At 48.6% G+C, this 14,222-nt stretch carries 11 protein-coding genes; 4 read left to right on the plus strand and 7 right to left on the minus strand.

What is annotated here, in order from left to right:
* Window position 1: 1 nt before the first annotated feature.
* Window positions 2-832 (minus strand): AraC family transcriptional regulator, encoded by an 831-nt coding sequence (locus MWG26_RS12430; protein WP_044927306.1) that lies wholly within the window; start codon window positions 830-832, stop codon window positions 2-4.
* 255 nt (window positions 833-1,087) lie between these two features.
* On the opposite strand from MWG26_RS12430, the gene MWG26_RS12435 reads away from it, so the two are divergent.
* Genes MWG26_RS12435 through galT form a run of 3 tightly spaced genes read left to right on the plus strand, consistent with a single transcriptional unit; the run spans window position 1,088 to window position 4,791 of the window.
* On the plus strand, window positions 1,088-2,260 hold the full coding sequence (locus MWG26_RS12435; RefSeq protein WP_025657249.1) for a galactokinase: 1,173 nt from the start codon (window positions 1,088-1,090) through the stop codon (window positions 2,258-2,260).
* Between the two features lie 36 nt (window positions 2,261-2,296).
* Window positions 2,297-3,307 carry a UDP-glucose 4-epimerase GalE gene (gene galE / locus MWG26_RS12440; protein WP_025657248.1) on the plus strand — a complete coding sequence of 337 codons (1,011 nt, stop codon included), beginning with the start codon at window positions 2,297-2,299 and terminating at the stop codon, window positions 3,305-3,307.
* Window positions 3,301-4,791 carry a UDP-glucose--hexose-1-phosphate uridylyltransferase gene (galT, locus tag MWG26_RS12445; RefSeq protein ID WP_025657247.1) on the plus strand — a complete coding sequence of 497 codons (1,491 nt, stop codon included), beginning with the start codon at window positions 3,301-3,303 and terminating at the stop codon, window positions 4,789-4,791. Before galE ends, galT begins: the two co-directional genes overlap by 7 nt.
* A 760-nt stretch (window positions 4,792-5,551) precedes the next feature.
* Here the strand turns inward: galT and MWG26_RS12450 are convergent.
* The gene (locus MWG26_RS12450; RefSeq protein ID WP_025657245.1) at window positions 5,552-6,133 is read right to left on the minus strand and encodes a flavin reductase family protein; all 582 of its coding nucleotides are present in this window, start codon (window positions 6,131-6,133) and stop codon (window positions 5,552-5,554) included.
* Between the two features lie 71 nt (window positions 6,134-6,204).
* Complete coding sequence (locus MWG26_RS12455) at window positions 6,205-7,857, minus strand: putative manganese-dependent inorganic diphosphatase (RefSeq protein WP_025657244.1); 1,653 nt, start codon at window positions 7,855-7,857, stop codon at window positions 6,205-6,207.
* Window positions 7,858-8,587: 730 nt separating this feature from the next.
* On the opposite strand from MWG26_RS12455, the gene MWG26_RS12460 reads away from it, so the two are divergent.
* Complete coding sequence (locus MWG26_RS12460; protein WP_025657243.1) at window positions 8,588-9,283, plus strand: S1 RNA-binding domain-containing protein; 696 nt, start codon at window positions 8,588-8,590, stop codon at window positions 9,281-9,283.
* 73 nt (window positions 9,284-9,356) lie between these two features.
* Here MWG26_RS12460 and MWG26_RS12465 read toward each other — a convergent pair whose 3' ends face one another.
* The 4 genes from MWG26_RS12465 to MWG26_RS12480 all read right to left on the minus strand — a co-directional run bounded on the left by MWG26_RS12465 (window position 9,357) and on the right by MWG26_RS12480 (window position 14,221).
* Window positions 9,357-10,184, minus strand: a complete 828-nt coding sequence (locus MWG26_RS12465; RefSeq protein ID WP_025657242.1) for an Mrp/NBP35 family ATP-binding protein — start codon at window positions 10,182-10,184, stop codon at window positions 9,357-9,359.
* 195 nt (window positions 10,185-10,379) lie between these two features.
* Window positions 10,380-11,774, minus strand: a complete 1,395-nt coding sequence (locus tag MWG26_RS12470) for an MATE family efflux transporter (protein WP_347555526.1) — start codon at window positions 11,772-11,774, stop codon at window positions 10,380-10,382.
* Between the two features lie 178 nt (window positions 11,775-11,952).
* Window positions 11,953-13,104 (minus strand): ABC transporter permease, encoded by a 1,152-nt coding sequence (locus MWG26_RS12475; protein ID WP_025657240.1) that lies wholly within the window; start codon window positions 13,102-13,104, stop codon window positions 11,953-11,955.
* Entirely contained in the window at window positions 13,091-14,221 is a 1,131-nt protein-coding gene (locus MWG26_RS12480) for an ABC transporter permease (protein ID WP_117441224.1), read from the minus strand. The genes MWG26_RS12475 and MWG26_RS12480 overlap by 14 nt, the downstream gene beginning before the upstream one ends.
* Window position 14,222: the final 1 nt, after the last annotated feature.

Here is a 14,222-nt window from a genome sequence, read left to right on the forward strand (position 1 = left end):
ACTAGCCTCGTCTGTACTCGGTGGGGCTGACCAGCATCTGTTTCTTAAATGCTTTTGAGAAATAGAGATTATTCTCAAATCCAACAGAATATGCGATTGCAGCAATAGACAGGCTTGTCTCCTTCAAGAGGAGGCAGGCCTGTTTTACGCGGAAACTGCTCAGATACTCCTTGGGGGACTGCTGTTGGCAGGCCTGGAATGAACGGTATAGATGGCTTCTGCTGATCCCCACATAGGCCGCCACATCTTCCACCGTAATAGGATAGGAATAGCTGGTTGATATATAAGCCTTTGCCTTTTCCACATAGGAGAGCTGAATATCCCTGGCTGGTTCCCTGTTGCCCGAATAATGCATAAATGTGGAGAGCAGCGTGTACAGGGCGCCTGTCATGGCTACAGCCGCTTCATGGCTGTTCCCCTTCACCTCATAGATTCTGCTCAGCTGGCCCTGCAGAATCTTTCTGGGCGGACCTCCGTTCTCTATGAATGGTTTTTCTTTTGTGAAATCAGTTGCACGGATAATCGGTGCAGCATCGGTCCCCATAAATCCTACCCAGGCATATTCCCACGGATCTTCACGGTCCGCATAGTATCTGACCTCCGTATCCGGATACAAGATAAAGGTATCGCCCTCCGCCAGTCTGCTGGTGCTGCCATTTACGCTGTAGAACCCGCTTCCCGAGATAATATGGTGGATACAGTAATGGTCCCGCACTCCCGGCCCCCACTGATAACCCGGCCCGCATTTCTGATGGCCCACATTATAGACTGATAAGGAGGTCAGCAGGTTTTCATCTGCTTTATAAGAATACTTATAGGTTCCTTCCAACATCAATCTCCCCTTTCGTCTAAGATTTTATCCTTTTTTCTGATACCTTTATTCCCTTCTCTTATTATATCCTCCTCTCCATTTCCATGCAACATTATTACATATATCTGCACGGATTTTTTATATACATCCCATCCCTTTTTCGCTATAATAGGGGCAGGATAAAGAAGAAACCAGATGTTACTATTCACGGTACATAGGCCGTGAATAGTAACAACCAGAGAATGTATATACATAGACGAAAGTGAGGCAGAAATCATGAAAGACAAATTATTCGCAAAATTCAAAGAATTCTTCGGAAGCACTGAGGGTGCAGGATTTTACTTTTCGCCAGGGCGTGTGAACCTGATCGGAGAACACACCGACTATAATGGAGGCCATGTTTTTCCCTGTGCGCTGACCCTCGGCACCTATGGCATTGCCAAAAGACGTACTGACAGATCCATGCACTTTTATTCCATGAACCTGGATAGCTTCGGTGTGGTGGAAGCATCTCTGGACGACCTGACAAACAAAGCTTCCTATGGCTGGGCTAACTATCCCCTCGGCGTTGTATGGGCCTTCGCCCAAAAGGGCATCACACTGGACACTGGTTTTGACATGGTGATCTGGGGCAATATCCCGAACGGTTCCGGTCTCTCCTCCTCTGCTTCCCTGGAAGTGCTCACGGGCGTCATTCTGACCGATCTCTTTTGTATTGACCGCTTCAGCATGACCGATCTTGCACTCATTGGGCAGTATTCCGAGAATAACTTCAACGGCTGCAACTGCGGTATCATGGATCAGTTTGCCGTAGCCATGGGCAAAAAGGATCATGCCATTTTCCTGGATACCGCGACCCTGAATTACGAGTACGCTCCGGTTGAACTGGAAGATGCCAAAATCATTATCACCAACAGTAAGGTAAAACACAGCCTGGTGGATTCCAAATACAATGAGAGGCGCCAGGAATGTGCCGATGCACTCGCAGCGCTCCAGAAGGAGCTGGATATCAATACGCTCGGCGACCTGGATATGGATACCTTTGAAAAATTCAAGGAGGTCATCCCTGACCCGGTCAAAGTAAGGCGCGCTAAACATGCCGTTGCTGAAAACCAGCGTACCATCGAGGCTGTCAAGGCGCTGAAAGAAGGAAATATCACCCGTTTTGGGGAGCTGATGAACCAGTCCCACATATCTCTGCGGGATGATTATGAAGTGTCCTGCGAGGAAATCGATATTCTGGTCGACCTGGCATGGAAAGTTCCCGGCGTGACCGGTTCCCGTATCACGGGCGGCGGTTTCGGCGGATGTACGGTCAGCATCGTGGAAAACAGCGCAGTAGATAAATTTATCAAAGCTGTGGGCAGGGGCTATCAGGAAAAAACCGGCGGCGAAGCGGAATTCTATACTGTAGAAATCGGCGGCGGGGCCCGCAGGATTCCGTCTTAGGTAACCTGGAAACAAGATCAGAAAGGTGGAAATGAAATGTCTGTATTAGTATTAGGAGGAGCCGGATATATCGGTTCCCACACAGTGTATGAACTTATTGACAAGGGAGAGGATGTCGTCATTGCGGATAATCTGGAAACAGGCCATATCGAAGCGGTTCATCCCAAAGCGCGCTTCTATCAGGGAGACATCCGGAACCGTGTTTTTATCGATTCCGTTTTTGAAAAGGAAACCATCGACGCGGTCATCCATTTCGCCGCGAATTCCCTGGTAGGTGAAAGCATGGTGGATCCGCTAAAATATTATGATAACAATGTTTGCGGCACTAAAGTGCTATTGGAGTCCATGATTGCCCACAATGTCAAGAAAATTGTCTTCTCTTCCACTGCTGCTACCTACGGAGAGCCGGAAAACATTCCGATCCTGGAAGATGATAATACCTGTCCCACCAATACATACGGTGAGACCAAGCTGGCTATGGAAAAAATGATGATGTGGACAGATAAGGCTCATGGCCTCAAATTTGTTGCGCTGCGCTATTTCAATGCCTGCGGTGCTCATAAAAGCGGCTGTATCGGTGAAGCACACAGCCCGGAGACCCACCTGATCCCGCTGATTCTCCAGGTTCCGCTGGGACAACGCGATTATATCAGCATTTTCGGAGATGATTATGACACAAAGGATGGCACCTGTATCCGGGATTATATTCACGTAACCGATCTGGCACAGGCCCACATCCTGGCGGTAGAGTATCTAATGAACGGCGGGGAGAGCAATACTTTTAATCTCGGCAATGGCGTTGGCTTTACCGTAAAGGAGGTCATTGAAACCGCACGCAAAGCCACAGGTCTGGAAATCAAGGCACAGACTGCGCCGAGACGCGCCGGAGATCCGGCAAGGCTGATTGCCTCCAGTGAAAAGGCAAAGAAAGTACTCGGCTGGAAACCAGAGCATGCGGATCTTGAAGAGATCATCTCTTCTGCCTGGAAATGGCACAGCACCCACCCCACAGGATTTGCCGATGGCAGGAGGGACGCTTCATGTTAAGTAATTCTATCAAAAAGCTGGTTCAGTATGGAATTCAGACCGGCCTGACTCCGGAATGCGAACGCGTTTACACAACGAATCTGCTGCTGGATCTGTATCATGAAGACGAGTATGAAGATACTGACTGCGATCTTTCCGGCATTGTCCTGGAGGATGTGCTCAGAAACCTTCTGGACGAAGCATGCAGCCGCGGAATCATTGAAGACAGCATCGTATACCGCGATTTATTTGATACTAAACTGATGAACTGTCTGCTGCCCCGCCCCGCCCAGATCCAGAAAAAGTTCTGGGAACTGTACGAAACCTCACCTGTGGCTGCCACAGACTATTATTATAAGTTCAGCCAGGACAGCGATTATATCCGCCGCTACCGCGTGGCAAAGGACATGAAATGGACGGTTGATACCCAATACGGCACACTGGATATCACGATCAACCTATCCAAACCGGAAAAAGACCCCAAGGCCATCGCTGCAGCAAGGAACGCCAAGGCCTCCTCCTATCCGAAGTGCCTGCTTTGCATGGAGAATGAGGGATATGCGGGACGTACCAACCATCCGGCCCGCGAAAATCACCGGATTATTCCGGTCACTATCAACGACAGCGGCTGGGGCTTTCAGTACTCCCCCTATGTTTATTACAACGAGCACTGCATCGTATTGAACGGCGAACATGTTCCCATGAAGATAGAAAAAAACACCTTCCGGAAGTTGTTTGATTTTGTCAAATTATTTCCACATTATTTTCTTGGTTCCAACGCCGACCTGCCGATCGTAGGCGGCTCCATTCTGAGCCATGACCACTTCCAGGGCGGTAATTACACCTTTGCAATGGCAAAGGCACCTGTAATCAGCACATTTGAGGTGAAAGGCTTCGAGGATGTCAAAGCCGGCATTGTAAAGTGGCCTCTCTCTGTCATCCGTCTCCAGGGAAATAATGAAAACCGGATCATCGATCTGGCGGACCACATCCTTAAGGCCTGGAGAGGCTATACCGATGAGAAAGCCTTCATCTACGCAGAAACAGAAGGACAGCCTCACAACACCATCACCCCGATTGCCAGAATGCACAACGGTCTGTACGAGCTTGACCTGACACTGCGTAATAACATCACCACAGAGGAGCACCCGCTGGGTGTATACCACCCGCACGCAAACCTGCATCACATCAAAAAAGAAAATATCGGTCTGATAGAGGTCATGGGCCTCGCCGTACTCCCCGCCCGTTTAAAGGATGAGATGGAGCGGCTGAAGACCTTTATACTAGAGAAAAAAGACCTCCGCAGCGATGAGATTCTGACGAAACACGCCGACTGGGCGGAAAGCTTCCTGCCCGGGTATCCGGAGATCACCCCGGAAAATATCGACCATATACTCCAGCAGGAAATCGGTAAAGTCTTCTGCCAGGTACTCGAAGATGCCGGAGTGTATAAATGCAACGAAAGCGGACTCAAAGCTTTCCATAAATTCATAGGGATTCTTTAGGGGCTGGGACGCGGAATCGGGTAAGGGTCCGCCTGTGGAAAGAGGGAGGTCTGGGGCGGGGAAGAAAATACAGGGGAACCTTTGCTAAAGCAGCCCATTCTAGACCGCGCATTCTATGCTTTTGCAAAGGCTCCCCTGTATTTTCTTCCCCGCCCCAGACCTCCCTCCTTCCACAGGCTGCGTGCATCCGGGTATGCAGAGACCAGCCTGTGTGAGGGAATCTGCGGGAGAGACGGATGGGGGCGGCGATACGGAGGGCCGTTTTTGAAGGGCGTATCGGAAAACCCGGTTGGAATATCACGAAATTTCTGGGGAAGATTGGAAATATTGAAAATATTTTTTGGAATGCGCTTCCGCTCCCATCTTCATCCTCACATCCAACCAAGATCCACTGCCCTCGTGAAACGCCTCCCAAAGTAAGTTTTTATTTCCGGCCGGATACGCCCAGCCTGCCTGAGATGGGGAGAGGGATGCCGCCGGGACTTAGAGGAGGCTTTTTGTTCGTATAGAGCGCACGGTCTAGAAGTCCTTACGTAAAAGGAACTGTCCATGAGGGATGAAAAGTGATTTTCCGAAATCACTTTTCAGTACTACCTAATGCGAGAAAGCATCAAGCTTTCTCGCTGCATGTAGTACGTGCCCTCATGGGCAGTTTTTTGCGTTAGGACTTCTCCGTAAGCGGGTTACAAACAAAAAGCCTCCTCTAAGTCCCGGCGGCATCCCTCTCCCCATCTCAGGCAGGCGCCCCCCACCCGCAAACCTACTTCCCCCGTTTCCTCTTCTTGCGAATACTATATCCGAAGGTTCCGATTTTTTTTCCCAGCCCCAGGTATTCTCCATGGGAATAGGCGAGGAGTCCTGTTTTATTGAGTTCGAACTTGTTTTTTTCGTTTAGGTAGGATTCGTCAACCTGTACTGTATTTACCTCGGCCAGGAACATGTGATGGCTGCCGAGTTCTTTGATCTCGGTCACCCGGCATTCAATGCTGACAGGACATTCTTTTATGACCGGTGCATAGAGCAGAGTCTCGGCGGGCCCCGGTGTGAGGCCTGTCTCTTTCCATTTGTCTGTGTCACGGCCGGATCTAACCCCGCAGTAGTCCGTAGCCTTCGCCAGTTTTTCTGTTGTCAGATTTATAACGAATTCACCCGTGTCTTTTATCATCTGATAGGAATAGCGCTCCGGCCGCACGGATATATAGACCATGGGCGGATTCGTACAGATGGTTCCCGTCCATGCGACAGTCAGGATGTTTTGATTGCCTTCCTTGTCCCCTACGCTTACCATAACTGCCGGGAGGGGGTACAGCATATTGCCTGGTTTCCATATTTGTCTGCTCATGAATGTATGTGCCTCTTTTCTTTCTCTTCCAAGTGATGGGTACTTTAATCAGTTTCAATCACGATATGATCCTATTGCTGCAGTGCGCCTACCAGTGTTGGCACAAGCTGTTTCTTTCTCGATACAACCCCCTTCAGAAGGAGATCCTCCGTATCCTCACGCAAATCGTAGGCTGACATTACCTTTTCCCTTGCATCCGGCCCGCAGCAGAGCAGTTCGGAGGATTCGGTCACGATATTGGTCAGCATGAAAAATACCATATCCAGGCCGTGTGATTTTCGCGCGCTATCCAGATGTGGAAGCACTGTGGTCTTGATTTCCTTCAGTTCATCCGCACTCATAGAGTTCACCTGGCCTACGCCTATAACGGTCTCATTAACTGTAAACTGTTTGAAGTCCAGGAAGATAATTTCTTCCGCACTCTTGCCTTTTAGATTGCTGCCCGCATTGAACATTTCCAGGGCCAATTCTTCTATATTGATGTTCGCGGCCCTGGCCAGACTCCTTGCGGATGCCTCATCCAGGGATGTACATGTGGGTGAGCGGAACATCAGTGTATCGGAGATGATTGCGGAACAGAGGAGAGCCGCTATCGTCGGCTCCACTTCCACGCCTTCTTCCTGATACATCTGGTAAATAATCGTGGCTGTACAGCCCACCGGCTGATTTCTGAAAAATACCGGGCCCATCGTCTCAATGCTGCTCAGTCTGTGGTGGTCTATGATTTCCAGTACATCAGCCTCTTCGATCCCGTCCACAGCCTGATTCTTTTCATTGTGATCCACGAGGATCACCTGCTTCTTCCTGCAGTTAAGAAGCCTCCTTCTAGAAATAAATCCAAGGAAATTCCCTCTATTGTCCAGAATCGGAAAATCACGAAACCGCTTATGTGCCATGACCTCCTTCACATCATCCACATAATCACGCATCCTAAATGATATCAGCCCCTCCTTAGTCATAAAATGCCTGACAGGAATGCTCTGGTTGATCTGTCTGGCTACGGTAAACGTATCATGAGGCGTACTTATGATCACAATCTCCTTCTCCCTTGCCTGATCAATAATGTCATCCGGTACTTCTGCCCCCTGGCATACAACCATGCATCCCACATTCAGGTCAATCGCGCACTGCTGGGCTTCTCTTCGGTTTCCCAATATTACCAGATCATCCTGTTCTATAAAATCCGACATTAGATCCCGGCTGGAAGCTGCAATGCCTACTTTTCCTTTCAGCAGATAGCTGTGGTCATTACCGATCACGACCCGCCCGCCAATCGTTGTCGCTATATTGCGGTACTGCGTCCTAGCTCTCGACAGAATTGTACTATCATAAACATCCATATAGGATGTGGCGATATCGCCGATCGTAATCAGCCCTTCCAGCTTCCCATCCCTCGTAACCGGCAGTGTCTTAATATTCAGTTCCTTCATCCGCGCCCAGGCCGTCTTAATCGATACACTGCCGCTCAGCCCTTCAATCTTCCTCAGTTCCACGTCCTTAACCTGTATACGCAGATCCGACAAAAGTGCAGGAACCTTCACCTTAAAACGATCCAGCACATATTGGGTCTCCTCATTCAGCTGCCCCGCCCTGCGAGGAGTATGGTCCTCCCCTGTCACAATCGTCTTAAGCCTTGCATAAGCAATCGCAGAACAAATAGAATCCGTATCAGGATTTTTATGGCCGACTACATATACTTTTCGTTTATTAACTCCATTATCCATTTTATATCCCCTTTAAGCATAAATTCACATAATAGTAGATTGCCACCTTTTTAAGTTTTCGTCAACCAGATTTTAAACATTCACATTATTTTTACATAAGATACTACTCAAAAAACGGCCTGAATCCCACATCTGTCCCTATCCCCTGTATTTGTCCTCCCCCCATATACTATCAACTTTTCCCCAATCTCATCCGCCTGCCCTCGTTTTACCTCCTCTTCAAGAAAAGAGTTCTTCCCTGCCGGCAGGATGAACCAGCCTGGCGGGTGACTGGAGGGGGATGCTCTGACAGTGGATGGGTGCAGGCCTCCTGAAGGGCATACATGTCATTCCTGAGCGCTAAAACGGGCCTTAGAAATTCTTGGAGGCAGACAGCCGGGAAAATGGGGAGATTCCGTGATTCCGAATCACGGAATCAGCTGACCCAGCGTGGGAAAATATCGATTTTCCCATGATGTGTCAGCTGTGCCCCATTTTCCCGGCTGCCTGCCTCCTAGAATTTCTTAGATCCGTGTCCGCGCTTCAGAATGACATGTATGCCCTTCAGGAGGCCTGCACCCATCCACTGCCAGAGCATCCCCCTCCAGTCACCCGCCAGGCGTCCTCCCTCAAAAAACTCTCAATCTAAATTCAGTAATGTTACAAGACCTGTTGTTTTTTGTGGCACAAATATGCTATACTTATACTATATGGACTACATGAATTATAAAAGATAAGTTGAGGTGCGACGATGAGTGAAGAATTGAGAACTGAAGAATTACAGACAAACGATGAACCGGTTGAGACAATGGCAGATTACGAGGAACATTTTGATGATGCCAACCCATGGAACAGAGTGATGGATTATATGGAAAAGAAAACGGTTCTGCCAGTTAAGGTAGAAGGCATTGTCAACGGCGGTGCTATAGCCATGGTAGAAGGGCTACGAGGATTTATCCCTGCTTCCAAGCTTTCTCTTTCATATATTGAAGATCTTGAAACATATTTACTGAAGGACATAGAAGTCCGCGTGATTGATGTGGATCAGGCGAATAACCGCCTTGTATTGTCCGCACGTGAGATCCTGAAGGAAAAAGAACAGCAGGCACGTGCAGAACAGATTGCCAGCATTAAGACCGGCACTGTTATGGAAGGAACTGTAGAGACGCTGCAGAACTATGGGGCATTCATTAAGCTTGACAACGGTCTGTCCGGTCTTGTACACATTTCCCAGATTTCCCAGAAGCGTATTAAAACCCCTGGCGAAGTACTGAAGGTGGGCGACACTGTGAAAGTGAAAGTAATCGGCATCAAAGAAGGAAAGATCAGCCTGAGCATGAAGGCTCTGGAAGAACATCAGGAAGAAGTTGAAGAAAGAGTCGAGATTCCGAAGAGTGAGAACATTGGAACCAGTCTTGGAGATCTCTTCAAAAATATCAAACTTTAATAACTGATTGTTAAAAGGCATCATCCCTATGAAGTATTCACAGCGGATGATGCCTTTTCTTTTCCGACACGCTCTAAAGTTCGATATCTTTGAGATACGGATTCTCCGTCTCGTAGAATTTTTCCTGTTCTACGGCTTCTGCAATCTTTGTATCGACCGGCATCTTGCCAAGAACAGGCAGTCCCAGATCTGCTGCGATCTCATCGATGTGGCTTTCGCCGAAGATGCTGATCTCCTTGCCGCAGTCCGGACATTTTAAATAACTATAGTTCTCTACAATTCCCAGTACCGGAATATTCATTTGTTTCGCCATATTATAGGCTTTTTTCACGATCATCTGTACCAGATCCTGCGGAGAGGTCACGATAACTACGCCGTCTACCGGCAGGGACTGGAATACGGTCAGAGGAACATCACCGGTTCCCGGCGGCATATCCACAAATAGATAATCCAGGTCGCCCCACATAACATCGGTCCAGAACTGTGTGACAACACCTGCTATGACCGGCCCTCTCCAGATCACTGGGGTGTCCTCTTCCTCCAGAAGAAGATTCACGGACATAATCCTTGTCTCATCCTTTGCAATGCAGGGGAACATTCCATCCTCACTGCCCTTTGCCATCTCGTGCACGCCATACATCTTGGGTATGGACGGCCCTGTAATGTCGGCGTCCAGAATACCTACCGTATATCCTTTTTCACGCATCATTCTGGCAAGTGAAGCGGTCACAAGAGACTTGCCCACACCGCCCTTTCCGCTGATAACGCCGATTACTTTTTTTACCTGTGAATATGCATTTGCAGGGACTCTGAAATCTTCTTTTTTACTTTCGCATGTCCCGGCATGTGAACATCCGGAGCAGGATTGCTCACTGCAGCCATTGTTGTACTCTTCTGCCATAATACTCTACCTTCTCTTTCTTTCATGATACCAAATCCGGGCCTTCGTCCTGAACGCCGGCCCACTGTTCCTATTATAACACACTCTAAAAAAAAGTACACCCATGGGAGAAAACTAATCGTTACTGTACACGCCCGCAGTAACAGTTCAGGCCTGCCTGAACTGTTACCGCCCGCAGGGTATGCACAGTAACAACTAATCCAACTCCCGGGTCACGTCCTTCAGCCATTTATAGCTGCGGTACCTGATCCATGTGATAGGTACTTTAATCAGTTCGTCGCTCATCAGTATGATATAGACTACGGGCACGCCGCAGTGGAATACAAAGGCTGCCAGGAAACCAAAGAGTATGGAGCATCCCCACATCGTAGCAACGTCCATGATCAAGCCGAACCTCGTGTCTCCGCCGGAGCGGAACGTCCCGACCACCATCGTTGTATTGAACGACTGGGCAATCACGAAATAAGACATAACAAAGAACATAAACTTCAGATAGCTCTTTGCCGCCGGTGTCAGTGAAAGAAGAGCCGCTGTTACCGGAGCTGCCACGAGTATAATCACGCCGCCTATCGCCCCCATCACCACGCTTAGAAGAAGGAAGCGGTGTGCATAGGCCTTTGCATGTTCGAACTTCTTCTCCCCTATCGTCTTGCCCAGATAGATCGCTGTCGCGCTGGACAGTCCGAATGCAACTACCGTCGCCAGCTGCCTGGCCACCTGCGCCACGGAATTGGCCGCCACAGCCGCACTGCCCATATGTCCAAGAATCGCGGTGTTTGCCGCCGTTCCAAGCCCCCACATCACCTCATTCATCACTACCGGCAGGGCATACCGGAGAAAGTCCCTCACCAGCAGTTTGTCTGTCCGCATAAGATAGCGGAAACGGAACTTAATGTCCTTATTAAAGAGCCTGGCATAACCGAACACAAGTATTAGCTCCACAAACCGGGCTGCCAGCGTACCCAGCGCGGCTCCCTGTATTCCCATTGCAGGGCAGCCGATGAGGCCGAAGATAAAGATCGCATTCAGTATGACATTGCAGATCAGAGAGACCAGGTATACAACCGTTGCGACTACCACCCGTTCCACGCTGCGCATAATAAAAAGGTAAACCTGGGTAATTCCCATCAAGACATAGGAAAAGGCAACAATTCTCAGATACTTCATACCCTCGGAAATGACCGCAGGATCATTTGTAAATATCCGCATCAGAAGATCCGGGATCAGCAGGGCCGCCACCGTAAATATGGCAGTGACAATAATGGCCGCTTTCATCCCCAGTCCCAGAATCTTTTCTATAGTTTTCTTATCTCCCTTCCCCCAGTACTGTGCAGTCAGCACTGTGGCGCCGGAGGTCAGCCCAAACAAAAAAAGCACCATGATATACTGCACTTGTCCCGCCAGGGACGCTCCTGAAAGCGCCTTCTCTCCCACCCTCCCCAGCATAATTACATCGGCGGCGGTTACCCCCACATTAATCAGGTTCTGCAGCGCCATAGGAATTACAAGAGCAAAAACACTCCGGTAAAACTTTCCCCAGTCAATCCCTAATCCGTCATCTCCAAATAGTATTCGCTTCATAAATGTCATATAGTCCCGTACCTCTCCTCACTCAGTAAAATTTATCGTTACCGTTTACAGGTTTGTCTGTAGACAGTAACAATTTTTTCTTTCAATCCCAGAAAAAATGTTCTCCGCACTGTGCAGAGAACATCTTTTTTAGATTCTAACATATATTCCCAGAAAGGTACAGTCCTGTTTTTACAGTTTATGCCCCTATCTTCTTCTTTTTTGACACTGCCATAGCGATACACAGGATAGCCGCTGCAAATACCAGCTGGATGCCAACCGCCTGCAGCACTTCCGTGCGCACACTGCCTGTAATATTTCCAAAGTCCGCCAGCATATCATTCGCTTTTTCGTACCAGTAAACCGGCAGGAACTGTGCAACTGTTATTACCCCTTTATTCAGAACATCCAGCGGCACAAAGACCCCGCACAGGAAGCACATACCAAGCGACACCGTATTAACAATACCGTTGAGTGCATTTGTATTGTTGGTCAGCATTCCCACCAGATATGCCAGCGCCAGAACCACGAGCAGAACCGCCAGCGAGTTGAGCAGATAGTAAGGAATGGAACTGCTCTTGAGGAACGCTTTGCCATAGAGAACCAGGTTCCCCAGCATGCAGACCGCCCACAACGCTCCACCCATGAGCCCGGCAGCCAGAAGCGCTTCCAGGTTCTGCCTCCGGTTTGAAACTGCGCATGCCTGCATTCTTTTGGGGATATCCCCTTTATGGAATGCGGATAAGATATTTCCCAGCACATAGCAGAGGACACTCATCATCAGATATGGAATGTATCTGAAATAATAAGTATAACCTGGCACTTCTCCTGCATTGCCATTGATGTCCAGCATGGTGATCTCTGCCCCCTGCCTTTCCAGAGCCGCATCAACTGCATCCGATGCAGAATATCCGGCTGCATAGTAGGTCTTCACACTATTCAAAAAACTGGTAATCTGCTGATCCACATAAAAACTGGTGTAAGAGCCGGGCACCTTCGTCACCTCCAGCTTCTCCCCGCCTTCCAGACACTTTTTTTCAAAGCCGGCGGGAATCTTTACTATATACTCTAACTCTCTGTAGAACAGGCTTTCCTGTAATTTTTCTTTGTCATTATCTATCATAGTCAGGTTATGGAACTGTCCAAGATACTCCTTCAGCCCTTTTGCCAGAGCGCCCCCGTCCTCATCAACGATGCCTACATGTACGCTTTCCGCGCTGTAGCTGCCGCTCCCGGTATCTTTTGTAACTGCCTGGATCATCATAGTGATGCCGAAAAAGATAGCCAGATACATCAGCATCAGTCCCACATTTGCTTTTACAATTTTCATATAACCTTTAAATACTGTCATAACGTTCCCTCCTGACTGCTAAGAATGATCCCAGGATCAGCACCACTGACATGAACGTTAAGATGAGAAGGCTGCGCCTGAATCTCACCGGATCATCATAGACATTGATACAGTAGAATGCGTCTGATATCAGAGCCGCCGGGTTAATGCGGTTTATAATCGGGCAGTATCTTTCTACCGTATATTTCATTTCCGAGTTCATCAGCCCTGCCAGAAAACTGCATACCATGGAGATTCCGAGGAGTATCCCTATCTTGATGCCTTCCCCAAACTTGCTGATACTGCTGATAAAGATTCCCATGGAAACACCGATCAGACAGCCTATGAATGATACGAGCAGCATCTGCGGCATTTCCCCTCTGAATTCCAAGTGAAGCACATAACGCAGATATAATAGCAGGATGATGATATTCATAAAATGTATACCAAATGAAGTCAGCATCTCTGACAGGATCAGTTTCAGTTTATGAGTCGGCGTAACGCATCTTCTGGACGCAAGTGCGGTCAGGTTGGCCTGCAGGGTGAGCGCGGAACCAAATCCAATAAAACAGCCGTACAGACAGCCCATTGCGATGAGCGCATAAAAGAACTGTGAGTTTCCGTCTGTTGTCTTGCCGCCCAAAGAAACCTGTTTTACCATCTCCTGATAATCGGACATCTGGGCGGCTGCATTACGGATTCCCTCCGGGTGTCCCGCCGCGATCGTCATCATCGTCTGCTTCCCGTCCAAATAACTTTCCAGCAGAGACTGCAGGATACTTTCTCCCATTCCCACGCCTCCAACGGTAAGGGTTGGAGTCTCCCCTACATAGAATATCCCGGATATCTCTTTTCCTTTCAGAGCACGGAGTGCCTTTTTTTCATCCATAGTTTCTATATGGATCAGTTTGGAATCATCCTGCTCCATCATATCCAGAAACTCCAAAAATTCCTGGTCCGCTGCCTGCCCTTTTTCCTCTACAACCGCAGCCGGCACTGTCTCAAAATCAGCTTCGTCTATTTTGCCGAACGCAAAGTAAAAGAAGGTAGCCAGCAAAAGCGGAAAAAAGAAGGGCCAAAACAGCATATTAAAATTATGCAGCTTTACTTTGACATCATATTTCATTAAATGCAGCATG

Source organism: Faecalicatena contorta, assembly GCF_022835095.1.
Lineage (GTDB): Bacteria > Bacillota > Clostridia > Lachnospirales > Lachnospiraceae > Faecalicatena > Faecalicatena contorta.